Genomic DNA, 16,561 nt, shown 5'->3' with positions numbered 1-16,561 from the left:
ACCTCAGGCCCCCTTGGCCGCGGTGCGGACCAGGACGAGGCCGCCGTTCGGACCGGGAACCGCGCCCTTGATGAGCAGCAGACCCTTCTCCGCGTCAACGGCGTGGACGGTCAGGTTCTGGGTGGTGACACGCTCGTTGCCCATGCGACCCGCCATGCGGAGGCCCTTGAACACGCGGCCCGGGGTGGCGCAGCCACCGATGGAACCGGGAGAGCGGTGCTTGCGCTGGGTGCCGTGACCGGCGCCGAGGCCCTTGAAGTTGTGACGCTTCATGACACCGGCGAAGCCCTTGCCCTTGCTCTTGCCGGTGACGTCGACCTTCACGCCGGCCTCGAAGACCTCGGCGGTGACTTCCTGACCGAGCGTGTACTCGGAGGCGTCGGCCGTACGGATCTCGACGAGGTGACGGCGGGGGGTGACGTCGGCCTTGGCGAAGTGGCCCTTGAGGGGCTTGTTCACCTTGCGCGGGTCGATCTCGCCGAAGGCGATCTGGACCGACTCGTAGCCGTCGACGTCATTGGTGCGGACCTGGGTGACGACGTTGGGGCCGGCCTTGACGACGGTGACCGGAACAACACGGTTGTTCTCGTCCCACACCTGCGTCATGCCGAGCTTCTCGCCCAGGATGCCCTTGATCTGCTTAGCCATTCTCAGATCACCGGCCCTTAGAGCTTGATCTCGATGTCGACACCGGCCGGGAGGTCGAGTCGCATCAGAGAGTCAACGGTCTTGGGGGTGGGGTCGAGGATGTCGATCAGGCGCTTGTGCGTGCGCATCTCGAAGTGCTCGCGCGAGTCCTTGTACTTGTGCGGCGACTTGATGACGCAGTACACGTTCTTCTCAGTGGGCAGCGGCACCGGGCCCGCGACCGACGCACCAGTGCGGGTCACCGTCTCGACGATCTTCTTCGCCGAGGAGTCGATGACCTCGTGGTCGTAGGCCTTGAGCCGGATGCGGATCTTCTGTCCCGCCATGGCTACTCAGTAGTCCTGTCTTTGCACGCTCTGGAACCCGGTGACTGCTTCACTTCTCCGACCCACGCGGTCGGGTGTGTCGCGCTCTCACCGACACAGATGCCCCTTGTTCGAACATCCCCTGCCGGGAAAGCACGGCCCTTCCGGAACCGCAAGCCGGGGGCGGAAGGCCCACCGGGCGCCTGGTCGGTGCCGCACTGCACTTCCCGAAAGATTCCCGTACGTCCGCCCCAGTGCTGCCCGCAGGCAGTTAGGGCGACGAGTACTGTGGGACTCGCTTCCGGTCCTCCCGGCGGGAGGCGCGCAGCATCAACACTCGACCGAGCAACCCCGCTAGTCTGCCATACGGGGCGGGGGGCTGGCCAATCGGGCCGGGGAGCATACCCCCGGAGTGACGCAGGTCAAACCCGGGCCCTCCCCTGCGCCGCTCCCGAGCGCCTCGGCCGGTCCCGGCCGCACCGTAATCCGCTCGCCGCCGCCACCCCACCCCCCTACGCTGAGCAGGCACGACGGCTGTCACGGGGGATGTTCACCATGCGTACGCACTATCCACGGACCCGGCATCTGCCCTGGTCGCCCGGTGCGACCGCCGACGATCTCCGGGTCACCGACCTGTCCGGGCTGCGCGGCCGCGAGGTCGTGGTGACCGAGAAGCTCGACGGCGAGAACACCACCCTTTACGCCGACGGCCTGCACGCCCGTTCGCTGGACTCGGCCCATCACCCCTCCCGCACCTGGGTCAAGGCGCTCCAGGCCCGGATCGGCCACGCCGTCCCGGCGGGGTGGCGGGTGTGCGGGGAGAACATGTTCGCCCGGCACTCGATCGCGTACGACGATCTGGAGAGCTACTTCTACGGCTTCTCGGTGTGGGACGGGGAGGGCCGCTGCCTGGACTGGGACCGGACGGTGGTCTTCCTGCGCGGGCTCGGCGTTCCCGTTCCCCGGGTGCTGTGGCGAGGCGTGTTCGACGAGCGGGCGCTGCGCGCCCTGCGGCTGGATCCCGGGCGGCAGGAGGGGTACGTCGTCCGGGTCGCGGACGGGTTCGCCGCGCAGGAGTTCGGCGATCGGGTGGCCAAGTGGGTGCGGCCGGGACACGTCCGGACGGACACGCACTGGATGCACGCGGCCGTCGTCGAGAACAGGCTCGGGGCCGGGGCTGCCCTGTGGGCGGTGCGGTCGGGAGCGGCCGTCGACGTGCGGGCGCTGGAGGAGGCCGTGGGCCTGCCCGGCGAGGGGGACGCACGGGCCCTCGCCCGCTTCGATCCGGCGGGCCGGTCCGGGGACGACCTGCTGGCCGGCGTCCTGGCCGCCCTGCTGCACCGCGGAGTACGCGGGCGGCTGGCGGCGCGGCTCGCCACGGTGGCGGGCATACCGCTCGCCCGCCGGGTCGCCGACCTCGTGGGACTGCACCCCGCACTGCACCGGCCGTATCCGGACGAGGACCGGCGGGCCGGTCTGGTGCGCCTGTCGTACGCCGCCGACCTGGGTCTGCTGCATGCGGTGGCGCGGGCCACCGCGGTCACGGACGAGGCGCGCGAGCAGGTGGAGTGGTCGGCGCTGCACGCCGAGGACGTACGGAGCCTCGGGCTGCGGGAGGCGTTCGCCGGGCTGCCGGCCGACACGGCCGCCCGGTGCCGGGCCGAGGCCCGGGAGGCGTACGCGCTGGGGCGGATCGGCAGTGCCGACGAGGCCGTGGCCGCGACCTGGCGCTGGCGGTCCGGCGCGTTCCCGAAGCTGGTCCAGACGGTCGGTCCGGCCGGCAGCGGCAAGAGCACCTTCGCACGGGGGCTCCCGGGCGTGGACGTGTACGTCTCCCTGGACGACCTGCGCGAGGCGCGCGGCGCACGCGCCGACCAGCGGGCCAACGGCGAGGTCCTCCGTGAGGGGCTCGACCGGCTGGACCGGGCCCTGGCCGGCGGCGGGACCGTGGTGTGGGACGCCACGTCCCTCAACAAACAGCAGCGCTCGCTCGTGCACGGGATCGCCCACCGCCGTGACGCCTTGACCACGCACGCCGTGGTCCTGGTCGAGGAGGACGAGCTGGTGCGGCGCAACAGCCGTCGCGAGCACCCGGTGCCGCCCGAGGTGCTCACCGGCCAGTTGCGGCGCTTCGTCCCGCCGTACCCCGGTGACTCCCATCGCACCTGGTACATCGGGGCGGGCGGGACCGTCGAGGAAGAGGTCTGACACGTGCGTACGAGCGAGGAGATCTACCACCGGGTGCGCTGGGACGCGCGTTTCGACCCGGCCCGCTTCGTCCTCGGCGTCCTCCAGCGCGGCGCCGCGCCGAAGCGGGTCCCGCTGCCCGCGTTCGTGCCCGGGGGCGAGATCCCCTGGCACCGGGTGCTGTTCATCGAGGCCGACGGCGAAGTGGTCTGGGACCGGGCCACGGGGGCGGACCGGATCGACGCGACGCAGGCGGGGCGGGTCCGGGAGGCCCGGCTGCTCCGGGCGCCGTTCTTCACGGCCCGTACGCCGTACGCATGGGACGGCGAGGCCTGGCGGCCCGCGCCCTCGCAACGCGGGGACGCGTCCGGCGGTGTACGCGTATCCGGGGATGTGCGGGTGCTGACCTGGAACACCCTCTGGGACCGGTACGACGCCGACCGCATCGACACCGCCCGGCGCAGACCTCTCCTGTTGCGGGCCCTGCGCGACGCGGACGTGGACGTGATCGCGTTGCAGGAGGTCGAGGCGGAGCTCCTCGCCCTGCTGCTGGACGAGGAGTGGGTGCGGGCGGACTGGACCCTGGGCACGGACCCGCGCGGGCGGGACGTCGACGCGTACGGTCTGCTGCTCCTGAGCCGGCTGCCGGTCGTCGAGGCCGCGCACCACGAACTGGGCCCGCACAAGGCGGTGACCGCCCTGGTCGTGGAGGCTGACGGACGGCCCGTGGTCGTCGCGGCGACCCATCTGAGCAGCGACCACTCGGAGAACGGCGCCGACCGGCGCTCGGCGGAACTCACCCGCGTCGCCGAGGGCCTGGCGGGCGTGGACGCCGAGCTGCTCCTGCTGGGCGACTTCAACGACGGCGGCGGCACACCGCAGGTGACGCTGGGCCTGCGGGACGCGTGGAGCGAGGTGCACGGCGCCGACGACTCGACCCCGACCTTCGACCCTGGCGGCAATCCGCTGGCCGCGATCTCGTCGCTGACGGGCCGGGCCTCGCGGCTGGACCGGGTGCTGTTGCGCGGGGCGGGGCTGCGGGTTCGGAGCGCCGAACTGCGCGGTGACGTGCCGTCGGCGGAGGGGACGTACGTCTCCGATCACTACGGTGTCCTGGCCGAGCTCGCGGTGGGCGCCCCGGATGCGGAGGCACTGGAGTCCCTCGCCGAAGGACCGACACCCCGTACGGCGCTGGCGTGGCTCCCGCCCGAGGAGCTGTGGGCCCCGCTGCAGGAGATCCGCCGGGACCACGACCCGCAGGTCCGGCGCTGGCCCCCGCATGTGAACCTGCTCTTCGGGTTCGTACCGGAGCACGCCTTCGAACGGGCGGCGGCGGTGCTCGCGACGGCCGCCACCGCTCCCTTCGACGCCCGGCTGGAGGGGGTGCAGTGGTTCGGCCACCGGGACGACGCGACCGTCTGGCTCGACCCCGCGGCCGCGGGTGAGGAGCCCTGGGCCGACCTGCACCGTACGCTGCTGCGCCACTTCCCCCGCTGCGGCGGCCGCCACCCGGGCTTCACCCCGCACCTCAGCCTGGGCCGCGCCACCGACCCGAACACCCTGGCCACCGCCTGCGCGGCCCGGCTCGCGCCGATGCCGGTCCGGGTCGGCGAGCTGGCCCTGCTCTCACGGCGCGGGGACGAGCCGATGCGGGTGCGGGCCACGGTGACGCTGGGCACGGGCGAGGTGCGATGGACGGAGGAGGCCGCGCGGGGCGAGGCGCAGGACACGGTGGCGCGGGTGGCCGAGGAGACCACCCAGCACATCGAGAACGCGTTCCCCGACGGCGTCGTCCATGTCGTCGGCTCCCGGCGCATGGGCTGCGCGCTGCCCGGGGCGGACCTGGACCTGGTGGCGGCGCTGCCCGGCACGGTCGGACTCCCCGCCGTACAGGCACGGTTGGCCGCCGCTCTCCCCCGGGCCACGGACGTGCGCGAGGTGGTCGGGGCCCGGGTGCCCGGTCTGCGGCTGCGGACCGACGGGCTGGACGTGGACCTGGTCGTGGTCACCACGGGTTCGACGGACCCCGCGGAGGCGGTGTCGCGCCGGACCGAGCTGGGCGAGGAGGCCTCGGTCGCGCTCAGCGCGGTGAGCGACGCCGACGCGGTGCTGGCCTCGGTGGGCGGGCACGGGCCCGCCTTCGCCCGGCTGGCCACGCAGGTCAAGGCATGGGCGAAGGCCCGGGGCCTGGACTCGGCACCGTTCGGAGGCCTGCCGGGCCTGGCCTGGTCCGTCCTGGCCGCCCGCACCACGGCCGAGGCCGGCGACCTCGCACCCGGCGCTCTCCTGCGGCACTTCTTCGCGACATGGGCGGCCTGGGACTGGCGGGAGCCGGTGGGCCGGACAGACAACCGGCCCCACCCCCTCCTCCCCCTCACCGTCACGACCCCGTCCGCGCCCGTACGCCCCTGCACCGACCAGGTGACGCCGGGCATGCGCGACCTGGTGGCCCAAGAGCTGTTCCACGCCTGGGAGTTGCTGGAAGGAACCACGGACCCCTACCCCCGGGCCGAGCTCCTCGCCCCGCCCCCGCTCCACCGCCGCCACGCGGCCTGGGCGGTCCTGACGGTGGGCGCGGACGCGGACGAGGGCCGGGTGCGGGGCAGAATGCGAGCCCTCGTCACCGACCTGTCGGCGTCGGCCCCCGACTGCCACGCCTGGCCCCGCCCCTTCACCACGGACCCGGTCCGCTACGCCATCGGCCTGGGCTCCGCCCCGCCGGCCGCCGGCCGACTCGCGGCTCTCGCGGAACGCCGACTGCGCGGTCTGACCGGAGTCACGCTGACCCGGACCGAAGGGGGCGGGGTACCGACCCTGCGCTGACGCTCCGCGTCGGACAGCGCGCGCTCAGAATCCCCAGGGGTCCGGGGGAGGCTCGGCCGCGGGGTCCTCGGACCAGGTCAGACGGGCCTCGATCTGGTCCCCGGTGATTTCGAGCAGCCGCTCGACGGCCCAGCCGTTCCACTGGACGGCACGGGGGAACTGCGGCAGCCGGAAGGCGGGCAGCCCGGTCGGCAGTGCCTCGGGACGGTACACCCCGTCGATCAAGCCGATGCCGCCCCTGACGGTCCGCGAGGCCCGGTTCGCCCCAGGGGCCGGACGGGTCAGCGCAGGCTCTCCTCCACCAGGGGCAGGAGCTCGTCGAGCCCCAGGTCCTGGCTGCCGGACGCGTCCGAGAGCACCCACGTGCCGTCCCGGTCCCACTGCACGCGCCGTACCTCACCGGCGTGGTTCTCGTACTCCACGAACCCGCCGGGAGCGTTCCTCAGCTCCGGGATCTCGGCCAGCAGTACCTCGGGGCGGGCCAGGGCACGCCCCGGGTTGTTGCTGCCTCCGCCGGTACGGGGGTTGTCGAAGCGCATCTTCAGGAACGGCATGGGGCCACGGCCGATGTCCGCGGTGGCCAGCATCTTGTGGTACCTGGCCTCGGCCTCCTCCAGCGTCTCCCGCCCCGAGAACTCGCACCGGTACGCGGGGAAGACGATGGTGGTCACAGGCGTGAGGTCGGGGTTCTGGACCCGGTGGTGGCCGTGCACCCCGGGCACGGTGGCCGCGACGGCGTCGAAGGAGTATCCGGGCGCCTCGAAGCCGCCGGCGCAGGTCAGGAAGCGCCCCTCGGCGATCAGCTCGGACTCGTGCGCGCGGGCGAAGGCCAGCACCGCGGCCGCCAGCGCGTCGTCGTGCCGGCGCACCTGGTTCATCTGGAGAAGCCGGGTGCCGTCGCCGGTCAGCGCGCCCGCGAAGTTCAGCACCGGGTTCAGCCGCCACGTCCAGGCGCGGTCCAGGCCGTCGATCGGCGTGGCCCGCGGGAACGCGGTGACGGTGGACTGCAGATCCATGGTTCCTTCCGGGGTGTCCAGGGTCGGTTCCGGGCGGTTGGGTCCGGCCTTCAGCGGCAGGAGTAGTTGTCGCCCGTGTCCTGCCGGTATCGCGCGTCCATCAGCGCCCCACCGCGAGAGTTCTTGCTCTTCTCCATGGCTTCCATCTTGCTGGCCTCGTTGTAGAAGTCGTTCCGGGTGGCCCGGCCCGTGTCGTAGCCGGTGCTGTTCCAGTGATCCACGACGGGCTGCGTGTGCTCGTACGTGACCGTCTCATGGAACGGTTTCGAACCGGGGTTCTTCGGGTCCCAGATGATGTCACCCTTGGAGTCGAACCAGGTCAGATCCTCCCGCGGGATCTTGTTGCCCCTTGCGTCGACCGGTCGCGCGTCCTGGTCCACGCCCTCCAGCGTCCAGTTCTTGGCCATCTCGTCGTGTGTCGACTCCCGGTAGCCTGAGGGGTACTCGCTCTTCCTGTTGTGCGCCGTCTCCGGTGCGTCGGGGTCGCGCGCGTACTGGCCGTTGTCCTCGTCCCGGTACAGGCCGAGCGGGTCGATCCACCGGTAGGGGTTGGACACATAGGCGGTGTCGTTGGCGGCCGGCAGCAGCCCGAGCGGATCGGGAGTCGTGTAGTGCCCGGTCTCGGGGTCGTAATGACGGTGGCGGTTGTAGTGCCAGCCGGTCTCGGCGTCGGCGTACTGGCCGGGAAAGCGCAGCGGGCAGGCGACCTCGTCCGCCGATTCCGCCGAACCGCCGGACTGCACCCCCATGGGCAGGCCCCACAGCGTGGTGAGACGCTTCCAGACCAGCTCGCCGTCGGGTGAGACGAGTTCGGCAGGGGCTCCGGACAGGTCGGTGATCACCGCGTGGAAGCGGGTGTCCCCGTCGGGGCCGTCCGGCCGACGGTCGATCTGGGTCAGCGGCAGGTGGGTACCCGGGGCGTAGTCCCAGGAGGTCACCCGGCCACTCGTCGTGACCTGTTCGGCGAGCCGCGCGCCGTCCCAGGTGAAGCGCGTCTCCTCGGCGACGGTACCGTCCGCGGCGACACGCTGCTTCGCCACTCTGCGGCCCTCCGCGTCGTAGCGGTAGCGCCAGCGCGTGCCCTCCGGCGTCACGGTGCCGACGAGCTGGCTCTGGCTGTTCCAGGCGAACGTACGGACGCGTTTCTGCCCGTTGAGCAGTCGGCGTACCGACCGGACGATCCGGCCGTCGGAGTCCCGTTCGTAGCTGGTCCGGCCGCTTCGGCGGATCAGGGTTCCCGTGAACTGCCGGTCCCTGTCGTCGCCGCCGGTGACCGGTGTCGAGGCCTGGACCAGGTTCCCGAGGTCGTCGTAGGAGTAGGTCTCGGTCCAGTCACGCGCGTGGACGGCGGTGACGCGTCCGCCGCCGTCGAGGTCGAACCGCCGTGTGCCGCTGGTCAGTTCGCTCAGCTCTGTCAGGTAGCCGTCGGCGCGGTAGGCGTAGCTGCGCTGCTGGAGCAGCGTCTCCGCGCCCTCCGGGTGCCGGGAGAGCGTCTGGGACGTGAGCCGGTCGGCCTCGTCCCAGGACTGGCCGAACGTGATCCCGGGGCCCAGGCTGCGGGCGGTCTCCCGTCCCGCGGCATCGAACCGGAAGCCGAGCCGATGGCCCGCGGCCTCCAGGCCTTCGGGACGCCCCGCCGCGTCGTAGGTCCACGTGGAGACGATCCCGGAAGGCGTCCGACGCTCGACCCGGCGACCGAGTGCGTCGTAGCGGAACGTCGTGTCACGGCCGTCGACGCTCTCCGAGACGAGCCTGCCGACGGGGTCGTAGGCGCGGGCGACCCGGACCTCGGGCCCGGTCTGTTCGACCAGTTGCCCCTGTCTGTCGTACCGGAGCACCGTGGTCTGGCCGTCGTGCCGGAAGGAGGTCGTGCGGCCCAGGGCGTCCCTGCCGAAGGAGACGGTCTCGCCGGCGCCGTTGGTGGCCGCCGTGAGCCCTCCCATGGCGTTCACCTCGTAGGTGAGCGTGCGCCCGTTGAAGTCGGTCTCGGCGATCACCCGGTTCACCGCGTCGTAGCCGTAGTCCCAGGTGGCACCCTGCGGGTTGGTCACCTGGACCAGGTTCAGCTCGGTGTCGTAGGTGAACGTGTAGCGCGAGCCGTCGGGGCGGGTCCGGGTGGCGGCGAGCTGGAAGTGCGTGGGCGTGTAGGTGCTGGTGTTGCCGGCCTCGTCGGTGTACCGCACGAGGTTTCCGGCGGGGTCCCACTCGAAGCGTTCCGCGGGTGCGTCACCGGTCTGCCGCCAGGAGAGCCGCCCCTCGGTGGTCCATCCGAGCCGGGTGACCTGTCCCAGCGCCCCGGTGAGAGCCGTCGTGCGGCCGAAGGCGTCGTACTCGACCGTCGAGACGCTGCCGAGCGGATTCGTGATCCGGACCGGCAGCCCCACGGCGTTCCCGGCAGCGGTGCTCCGGTTTCCCAGGGCGTCGGTGACCTCTGTCAGGAATCCGGCCGTGTCGTAGGAGTATCGGGTCTCGGCGCCGAGCGGGTCGCGGGTGACGGTCCGGTTTCCTCGCTCGTCGTAGCCGTGCTGCCATCCGACGCCGTCCTCTTCGGTCACGGAGACCGGCAGGTGGAGGTCGTTGTAGGCGGCGGACGCGGACGTGCCGTCGGGGCGCGTGATCCTCGTGATGTTGCCGGCGGTGTCATGGGCGTAGCCGAAGGTGTGCCCGAGGGCGTCGGTGCGGCTCACCAGCCGGTCGTACTCGTCCCACACGTTGTGCACGGCCGCACCGAGCGGATCGGTGGTGGAGACGAGCTGCAGCCGCTCGTTGTGCCGGTAGACCGTGGTACGGCCGAGGGAGTCGGTGTACCGGGTGGCACGGGCCTCGGCGTCGTACTCGATGGTGCAGTCGAGCACGCCGTCCGCGCCCTCGCCCCGGACGACACGGTCGTGGTCGTCGTAGCTGTAGCGGTACCAGGAGCCGTTCCGGTCGGTTCGGGACTCGATCCTTCCGGCGAGGTCGTAGGTGAAGGTGTACGGCACGCCGGTGGAGTCGTGGATCTCCGTGAGGTCACCGGCCGCGTCGTAGCCGAACCGCAGCATCGTCGTTCCCGCGGGCGCGTCGGCGGGGTTGCGCAGGCTGAACCCGACCACGCGGCCGTCTCGGGTGTCGACGTCGAGGTGGTAGCCGCCGGAGTGCGGTCGCGACACCCGTATCAGCAGAGGCTCAGCGTCGGTGGCCGCGCAGGGCACGACGGCCGTCTTCGACCGCGTCCGCGGTGCGCAGCCACCAGTGCTCCAGCTTGTGATGGTCCTCGCCGCGCTCGAACGCGGCATCCCGCTCCGCAGGGTCGGCCAGCCCCAGCAGGCCCTCGCCGGTACCCCAGTCCAAGGAACCGGTCCGTTCAGTCCGCGAAGCGGAACGTCGACGTGATGGCGTCGAAGATGTCGAAGAAGGAGTCGGCGAGGTCGAGGACCTGGCTGCTGCCTGCGATCAGGGCGACCTTGCCCTCCTGGCCGGGGACCGGGACGAACGTCTGCATCAGGACCGCGCGGATCGTGCGGCCCAGGCTGTCCTCGGGGATCGGGATGTCCTCGATGCCGTAGGTGCGGGCGGCCGGGCCGACGCCGGGGATGTCGACCGTCGTCACCTTGCGCCAGGAGTCGCCCTCCCGGTGGGCCTCCTTGGGGGCGAGCTGGGCGGCGATGGCGGCCGGGTCGTTGGAGAGCGGCGCGCCCTCGCGGGTACGGCCGCCGACCAGCGACACCGTGACCGAGCCGGTGATCGGGGTGTCGCCGCCGAAGCTCTCCGCCATGCAGCCGCAGTACATCGCGCCCGACTTCCACGCGTCGGCCGCAGACCTGCGCAGGAAGCCGACGTAGGTGTCGCGGTACTGCGCCAGCTCCGGGTACTGGGCGATCCGCTCGTCCACCATCCGCCGGATCGAGTCGTCCCGCGACTCCGGCCGCACGTCGAACTCCCACCACGACTCAGGCACCTTGATCCGGAACCCGCCGCGCTCGATCGTGAGCGTCTCCATGTAGCGGCCCATGCTGTACGCCACCCCTCCCCCGATGATCTGATATACGGTGCGGCCAGACTACGAGACGCGCGAACGGGGGACGGTCACGTGGGCAACGGCAAGAGCGACCTCGCCATACCGCTGAGCGAGCTGGAGGACTACGGCCGTCAGCTGCGCTCCATCAAGGAGCGTCTCAACCACACCAAGAAGATGTTCGAGTCCTACCGGGACGACATCGGCAGCGGCACCGTCTACGACGCCCTCGACGACTTCGAGTCCAACTGGCACGACGGCCGCGAGGACATCACCAAGCAGATCGATTCGCTGGCCGACATGTCCGACACCGTGGTCCGTGAGTTCAGGAAACTGGACGACGACCTGGCAAAGAAGGCGAAGGACGCGGTCCGGCAGGAGGGCCCGCAGCAGCAACCGGGTGGCGGCGGGAACAAGGCGGAGTAGCCGGGATCCTGCGGGGACAGAGTCACGGCATGCCGGACACCGCTCTGCTCATCATCGACATGCAGCGCGCCATGCTGAAGGACGCCCACGACGGCGAGGCCTGCCTGGCCAGGGTCGCCGAGCTCGCGGACCGGGCCCGGGTGGCCGGCGTACCGGTCGTCTACCTGCGGCAGCAGTTCGATACGGTGCCCGCCGAGTGGCTCGAAGTCCATCCGGCGCTGACGCCCGAGCCGGGGGACGTGGTCCTCGACAAGGAGAGCGCGGACTCCTTCCTCGGCACGACACTCGGCAAGATCCTGGAGGAGCACGCGGTACGCCGACTCGTCGTCACCGGCTTCGCCTCCGACTTCTGCGTCGACTCCACCGGCCGCAGCGCCCTCTCCCACGGCTACGACCTCGTCCTCGTCGCCGACGGCCACACCACGATCGAACGCCCGGCCGGCGTCGAACCGACGGCCGCGCAGATCGTCGCCCACCACAACGGGATCTTCGCGGTCATCCAGTACGCGGGCCGGTCGGTCACCGTGACCCGGGCGGCGGATATCCGCTTCGCCGCCTCACGGACGACCTGACCGGCCGACGTCGGCCACGTCCACGTCCACGTCCACGTTCCATGCCTCCGGCAGATCGCCGCCGCAGAAGACGCAGACGAAGTCGGCCTCCCGGACGATGTTGTGCTCCGCACAGGCGGGGCAGCGGCGGAACACCACCTCGTGGGTGAAGGCGGCGGGGCGGCGGAGCGGGACGACGTCCAGCGCACGGGCCACCGCCGGCCAGGACGTGACGTCGGGGCAGTAGCCCGTCGACTGGTTGCTGACCTCGCCCACCGCCCACCGGCCCGCCTCGCGTACGAAGCCGATCTCACCGGCGCCGAGTACGGCCGCTCCGCCCGCACAGGCCACGTGCTCGCTACGGCGGGGAGCAAGCCGTAGCCGCCCGTCGAGCCCGACGACGTACGTGAACGGCTCGGCCAGCTCCGCCGGTGACTGCCGTCCGGCCCACGACGCGAAGTCGGCCACGGACGCGATCGGGGTTCCGAGGCCGGTGCCGGTATCAGTACCGGTGCCGGTACCGGTGAACTGAGCTGTCGTGGCGGCGATTTCGGCGGGGCCGACATAGCGGTAGCGGTAGCCGTAGTCGCGCTCCGGCGGGCCGCCGCCGAGCAGCTCCTCCAGCGTCTCGTCGTACGACCGGAGCCCCGCCTTGGTGTGCTCCGGAGTGGGTGAGTCCGGACGGAGCGCCGACGCCAGACGCGCGACTCGCCACACGCGGTGGACGTGGCGCGGAGTGGTGCTCCCGGTCGGGTCCGCCAGGTCGCAGGCGGCGATGAGGATCTCGGTGACCCGGGGTGCGCCCTCGGCCGCGTCGTCCGCACCGGCGTCGAGGGCCACCGCCACCAACATGTCCAGGAACTCGGTCAGTTGAAGGTCGGCAGCCATGCGGCACATCCGGCGTACGACCGCTGGCGCCGGGTCGTGGAGGCTCTCGGCACCCGTCACTCCCGCGGACCAGAGGACGAGGAGTGGCGCGGACAGGTCGTGGTCACGGAAGTAGCCGGTCTCATCGGCAGCTGCCCTCGCCTCGTCGGCGTCGAAGGCGCAGAGTGAGCAGACGGCGGCGAAGAGGCGATCCCACTGCTGCCGTCTGCCCGCCAGGAACGCGCCGACCGAGACGTCGCGGAACGACCAGGTGCCGGTCGCGTTCAACGCGCCCACGGCCACGATCGCCCCGAGCGGGGCGATCAGCTCGCGGACGTATCTCACTCGCCGGTGGTGGCCGCGTGGGAGAGGAACGCCGTCCAGGTGGCGGGCGGGAAGGTGAGATGGGGGCCGCGCGAGGGGGTCGCGGTGTTCTTGGAGTCGCGGATGTGGACGGTGGCGGGGGTGGTGGCGACCTCGACGCAGGAGTCGCCCTCACTGCTGCTGCTGTAGCTGCTCTTGAACCACGCCAGACACGTCGGACCGGACGCGTCCTCGCCCGAGGTTCTGCGGATCATGTCTCCCCCAGCAGTTTTTCGATGAAGGCAGTCGACTCACGTGGTGTGAGCGCCTGCGCCCGGATGATGCCGTACCGCAGTTCAAGGATACGGAGCTGCTTGGGATCGGACACCGGTCGGCCGTTGGCCACTGCCGGCGACCGCCCGACCGCCGAACCGTCCTCGGACTTCAACACCTCGATCCCGCCGGCCAGTCCCGCGTGTTCCTCGCGGTCCATCGGCATCACCTGAAGCTCGACGTTCCGCAACCGTCCTGCCTCCAGCAGGTGTTCCAGTTGCTGACGGAGCACGGCCCGGCCGCCGAGCGGGCGCCGAAGCGTCCACTCCTCCAGGACGAAGCTGAGTTCGGGCGCCGGGTCCCGCTCGAAGACGGTCTTACGGGCCACGCGCGCGGCGATGAACCTCTCCACCTCGTCCCCGCCGTACGCCGGGCGGCGCATCAGGAGCAGCCCACGCGCGTACTCGGGTGTCTGCAACAACCCGTGGATGTTCAGCGGGTCGTACAGCTGGAGCTCGACCGCCCTCGCCTCCAACTGCGCCAGGTCGCGCACCTTCTTGGGATACCGGACCCGCCCCACGTCCTCCTTCATCGCCGAGAGCAGCCCACCGGCCACCAGCACCTCGTCGGCCTTGTCCAGATACTCCGGCCGGGGAATCCGTTTCCCGCCCTCGATCTTGTAGACCATGTCCTCGCCGTACCCGACCGCCACCCCGAACTCCGCGGCCCGCATTCCCACCGCCTCCCGCCGCAGCTTCAACTGCCGCCCGACGGTCGTGATGACCGCGACGCCCCAGTCGTCGTCGGGATCAACCTCCCAACCCGGGTCGTCCGCCTCGCTCTTGAGCCGCACCACCGCGCCGTCCACACTCATCCCGCACCCCTCCGTCGTACGAACCGTGCCGCGACGACGCCCTACCCGTACGGCCGCCGTCGACAGCCCGGACAGCACCGGACAAACACCGGACAAGCAGCGGACAGTGACCGTACACATCGCCTCCGTCACCATTCACGGTAGGCATGCGCGGCCACACCGAGTGATGCGAACCAGGGAATCTCCACCCCCCTCGGCTGCTCGACCCGCGACTCCGCCATCACCGCCATCACCACCGCCACCACCGTCACTGTGGTCACCGTCGTCTCCGGCACGCGGTCCTCCGCGAGGCGGTGACGCCCGACGCCAAGTAGTTAAAAAACCCCAGGGAAATCCCCCTACCCAACCCCACCCGCCTCCCCGCCGTCGTCCGTCACCCTCCGGAGTGAACATGGCCAACTGGGCTGGATTTGGTGCCGGTTGTCCGGCATATGCTCACCGCGACAACACCGGGTGACCATGCGAGCACGCAGACGGCCCGCCCCCGCACATACGACGGCCCCCGGCCGGGACTAGCGATCCCGATCGAGGGCCTGACCACCTAGGAAGCAACACCTTCCCGATGGATGCAGAGCACACTAGCGCGCCCTCGCGCGCCCGGTCAGCCGTTCCCGAGGCGAACCCCTCGTACGGAGTGACGCACGTCAACGTCCGGCTCACCACGCGGTACACGGTGGTCGACAACCGCCTCCTCCAGCACCGCGGACTCTCCCTCACCGCGATCGGCCTCGCGGGCCACATCCAGTCGTTGCCGACCGGCGCCCGCGTGGACATCAAGACGCTGACCGCCCGTTTCCCGGAGGGGGAGGTGCGGGTCGCGGCGGCGCTGCGCGAGCTGGAGGCCCACGGCTACCTGTCCCGGACGCGCGAGCGGCTGCCGAACGGCCGGGTCGTCTCACGGACGGTGTCGTACAACCAGCCGACGGGGCCGGAGGACGTACCCGAGGTGACGCCGCCACCGCCACCGACACCAGCCCCGCCGCCCCGCCCGGAGCGGACACGGCCCCCGGCGCCTCCGAGGCCGCCGCTCCCCGAGCCCACGCACAGCGCACCGGATCCCCGGCGCACGGCCACCGCCCTCCTCTCCCGCCTCCACCACGAGGACCCCCGCCTCCTCCTCGCCGAACGCGAGGTGGTGCGGCTCGCCCCGGCCGTCGACGCCTGGCTCGAACGCGGGGCTTCCCCCGAGGCCGTACGACGCACCCTGACGTCCTGCCTCCCGACCGAGCCGCTCCTCCACCCGGCGGGACTACTGGCGCACCGCCTCACGGAGTACCTGCCACCACCACTGCCGCCCGCCCCGCCGCGCCCGCTCCCCTTCCAGGACTGCGACGGCTGCGACCGCCCGTTCCGCGCGGCCGAACCGGGCCGCTGCCGGGACTGCCGCCCCCGCCCACAACTACCGAAAGCCTCCTGAACAGCACTGTTCCCACAGAGAGGTCCCTGTCCCCCATGGTCAGCTCCCCCCACGAAGCGATGCACCGGATCTTCCAGCAGGATCCGGGACTCTTCCCCCGAGCCGTAAGGGCACTCGGTGTCTCCTTCAGCGATCCGGTCTCGGTGTCACCGTTTCCCACGGACCTGACGGAGAACCGCCCCCTTGAACGCCGGGTGGACACCCTCCTCCGCCTCGACACGGCAAAAGACGGCAGCTTCCTGCTCGCCGTCGAGGCCCAGGGAGGGCGAGACGCCGACAAACCCGCCAGCTGGGCCTACTACATGGCATACCTCTACGCCAAGTACAAGCTGCCTGCAGTATTGCTGGTCGTCTGCCAGGACAGGCACACGGCCGCCTGGGCGGCACAACAGGTCAGCCTCGGCCCCCCGCAGTGGCCCACCCTCACCCTGCGCCCACTCGTCCTGGGCCCGGACACCGTGCCCGTCAGGCTGACGACGAAGACACCGCGAGCATCTGCATCGAGCTCACCGAACAAGGCCTGGGCAGGACGCCGGCCGCGGATCTCTGGAGGCACCTCATGGCCGTCGACCTCTCCATCTTCCAGTCCCAGACAGCCGAGGCCCTGCGCGCCGAAGGTCATTCCGAAGGTCATTCCGAAGGGCTCTCCGAAGCCCTCCTCGTCGTTCTCGGCGGCCGCGGTATCGACGTCAGCGACGAAGCCCGCGACCTCATCACCTCCTGTGAGGACCACGACACCCTCACCACCTGGCTGACCCGCGCCGCCACGGCCACCACCACGGCCGAGCTCTTCGCGCCGCACGCCTGAGGCTGTCCCCACCCCCGGCCCACCCGTCTGCCGGATGGTCGCGGCACCTCGGCGTCCGGCACCGTGAGG

Annotated in this window: 16 protein-coding genes and 1 pseudogene; 6 read left to right on the top strand and 11 right to left on the bottom strand. The window is 71.4% G+C overall.

Going from position 1 to position 16,561, the window contains the following annotated elements; translation table 11 throughout:
- Positions 1–3 precede the first annotated feature (3 nt).
- Positions 4–648, bottom strand: a complete 645-nt coding sequence (gene rplC, locus IEZ11_RS44775) for a 50S ribosomal protein L3 (RefSeq protein ID WP_062706771.1) — start codon at positions 646–648, stop codon at positions 4–6.
- A gap of 17 nt (positions 649–665) precedes the next feature.
- Entirely contained in the window at positions 666–974 is a 309-nt protein-coding gene (gene rpsJ / locus IEZ11_RS44770) for a 30S ribosomal protein S10 (protein ID WP_003948644.1), read from the bottom strand.
- A gap of 534 nt (positions 975–1,508) precedes the next feature.
- Here rpsJ and IEZ11_RS44765 point away from each other — a divergent pair.
- Both IEZ11_RS44765 and IEZ11_RS44760 read left to right on the top strand, forming a co-directional pair.
- Positions 1,509–3,161: an RNA ligase family protein gene (locus tag IEZ11_RS44765; RefSeq protein ID WP_189268838.1), complete on the top strand. Its 1,653-nt coding sequence runs from the start codon at positions 1,509–1,511 to the stop codon at positions 3,159–3,161.
- 3 nt (positions 3,162–3,164) lie between these two features.
- Positions 3,165–5,963, top strand: a complete 2,799-nt coding sequence (locus IEZ11_RS44760) for a poly(A) polymerase (protein WP_189268837.1) — start codon at positions 3,165–3,167, stop codon at positions 5,961–5,963.
- A 24-nt stretch (positions 5,964–5,987) separates the two neighbouring features.
- Here IEZ11_RS44760 and IEZ11_RS44755 read toward each other — a convergent pair whose 3' ends face one another.
- The 5 genes from IEZ11_RS44755 to IEZ11_RS44740 are packed head-to-tail and all read right to left on the bottom strand — an operon-like array spanning position 5,988 to position 10,970.
- Positions 5,988–6,188, bottom strand: coding sequence for a hypothetical protein (locus IEZ11_RS44755; RefSeq protein WP_189268836.1), 201 nt, complete (start codon positions 6,186–6,188; stop codon positions 5,988–5,990).
- A gap of 56 nt (positions 6,189–6,244) precedes the next feature.
- A complete protein-coding gene (locus tag IEZ11_RS44750) occupies positions 6,245–6,979 on the bottom strand; it encodes a hypothetical protein (RefSeq protein ID WP_189268835.1) in 735 nt (244 codons plus the stop codon).
- A gap of 50 nt (positions 6,980–7,029) precedes the next feature.
- On the bottom strand, positions 7,030–10,128 hold the full coding sequence (locus tag IEZ11_RS44745; RefSeq protein ID WP_229713752.1) for an RHS repeat-associated core domain-containing protein: 3,099 nt from the start codon (positions 10,126–10,128) through the stop codon (positions 7,030–7,032).
- A gap of 16 nt (positions 10,129–10,144) precedes the next feature.
- Positions 10,145–10,309, bottom strand: a complete 165-nt coding sequence (locus IEZ11_RS51555) for a hypothetical protein (RefSeq protein ID WP_229713751.1) — start codon at positions 10,307–10,309, stop codon at positions 10,145–10,147.
- Between the two features lie 13 nt (positions 10,310–10,322).
- Positions 10,323–10,970: a hypothetical protein gene (locus IEZ11_RS44740; protein ID WP_189268851.1), complete on the bottom strand. Its 648-nt coding sequence runs from the start codon at positions 10,968–10,970 to the stop codon at positions 10,323–10,325.
- A gap of 78 nt (positions 10,971–11,048) precedes the next feature.
- Between IEZ11_RS44740 and IEZ11_RS44735 the strand changes: the two genes are divergently transcribed.
- Positions 11,049–11,399, top strand: coding sequence for a hypothetical protein (locus IEZ11_RS44735; RefSeq protein WP_189268833.1), 351 nt, complete (start codon positions 11,049–11,051; stop codon positions 11,397–11,399).
- A gap of 29 nt (positions 11,400–11,428) precedes the next feature.
- Positions 11,429–11,971 (top strand): isochorismatase family protein, encoded by a 543-nt coding sequence (locus IEZ11_RS44730; protein WP_189268832.1) that lies wholly within the window; start codon positions 11,429–11,431, stop codon positions 11,969–11,971.
- Here the strand turns inward: IEZ11_RS44730 and IEZ11_RS44725 are convergent.
- From IEZ11_RS44725 to IEZ11_RS44710, 4 genes are all read right to left on the bottom strand, one after another.
- Positions 11,957–12,427, bottom strand: a complete 471-nt coding sequence (locus IEZ11_RS44725; protein ID WP_189268850.1) for a hypothetical protein — start codon at positions 12,425–12,427, stop codon at positions 11,957–11,959. The genes IEZ11_RS44730 and IEZ11_RS44725 overlap by 15 nt on opposite strands.
- A gap of 731 nt (positions 12,428–13,158) precedes the next feature.
- Complete coding sequence (locus IEZ11_RS44720) at positions 13,159–13,395, bottom strand: DUF397 domain-containing protein (protein WP_189268831.1); 237 nt, start codon at positions 13,393–13,395, stop codon at positions 13,159–13,161.
- Positions 13,392–14,267 (bottom strand): helix-turn-helix domain-containing protein, encoded by an 876-nt coding sequence (locus IEZ11_RS44715; RefSeq protein WP_189268830.1) that lies wholly within the window; start codon positions 14,265–14,267, stop codon positions 13,392–13,394. The genes IEZ11_RS44720 and IEZ11_RS44715 overlap by 4 nt, the downstream gene beginning before the upstream one ends.
- A gap of 128 nt (positions 14,268–14,395) precedes the next feature.
- On the bottom strand, positions 14,396–14,542 hold the full coding sequence (locus tag IEZ11_RS44710) for a hypothetical protein (RefSeq protein WP_189268829.1): 147 nt from the start codon (positions 14,540–14,542) through the stop codon (positions 14,396–14,398).
- Between the two features lie 287 nt (positions 14,543–14,829).
- On the opposite strand from IEZ11_RS44710, the gene IEZ11_RS44705 reads away from it, so the two are divergent.
- Positions 14,830–15,684, top strand: coding sequence for a helix-turn-helix domain-containing protein (locus IEZ11_RS44705; protein WP_189268828.1), 855 nt, complete (start codon positions 14,830–14,832; stop codon positions 15,682–15,684).
- A 35-nt stretch (positions 15,685–15,719) separates the two neighbouring features.
- Positions 15,720–16,492, top strand: a pseudogene (locus tag IEZ11_RS44700) (hypothetical protein).
- The last annotated feature ends 69 nt before the right edge of the window (positions 16,493–16,561 follow it).

It is taken from the genome of Streptomyces fuscichromogenes (assembly GCF_014645815.1).
Classification (GTDB): domain Bacteria; phylum Actinomycetota; class Actinomycetes; order Streptomycetales; family Streptomycetaceae; genus Streptomyces; species Streptomyces fuscichromogenes.
This window is presented reverse-complemented; position numbering and strand designations above follow the sequence as displayed.